Annotated in this window: 1 protein-coding gene; it reads left to right on the top strand. The window is 30.5% G+C overall.

Annotated features, from left to right (window positions below; translation table 11 throughout):
• Positions 1 to 634, top strand: a 634-nt coding sequence (locus QI30_RS20155; protein ID WP_126992174.1) for a zeta toxin family protein, incomplete at its 5' end; no start/stop codon positions are given.
• Positions 635 to 738 lie beyond the last annotated feature (104 nt).

Consider the following 738-nt stretch of genomic DNA (forward strand, 5'->3'; position numbering starts at 1 on the left):
TAAAGCTAATATACAATCAGACAGTCAACAAAAAGTCTCTTTCTTTTTAGGCGGTGGCAGTAACGCTGGCAAAAGCACTTTTAGAAAAAGATTAAAAGAAAGTGTTGGGAATATTCTTATTATTGATTCCGATGAATTAAAAAAAGAAATCCCCGAATATCAAAAGATGCTTGATGCAAACCCTGAAATAGCTGCATCAATCGTTCATAAAGAAAGCTCATTAATGGCTTCTAAACTTTTAGAAAAAGCTATTGAAAGGGAAATTTCCCATATTTTTGATGGGACTCTTAAAGATACTCAAAAGTATATCAATTTCATACATTTACTTAAACAAGCAAAGTTTGAAGTAACATTGACAATTATTGATGTACCGGTAAAGATAGCTTTGAAGCGTAATCGTATTCGCTATGAAGAAGCAAAAGCAAATGGTGATTTCCCTCGATTAGTACCAGATGAAATTGTTATCCAGAGTCATTCTATGATTGCGAAATCATTTGTTGCATTAAAAGATTTAGTGGATCATTGGGCAATAGTTGATACTCAAGACAATTCAGATGAGGTTATTGCTACAGGGAGTTTGGGTAAAGAAACTATACTTAATAATAAGAAGTATCAAGAATTTTTAAGTAAATAATTTTTTTATTTTACTTTACTTATTAATTAATGTAGTATTATTAAGTTAAAGGAGAGGTTTATATGATGAACGCTTTAGAAATGATTAATGCTACTGTTGCTAAA

The organism is Candidatus Kurthia intestinigallinarum, from assembly GCF_003991225.1.
GTDB classification, from domain to species: Bacteria; Bacillota; Bacilli; order Bacillales_A; family Planococcaceae; genus Kurthia; species Kurthia populi.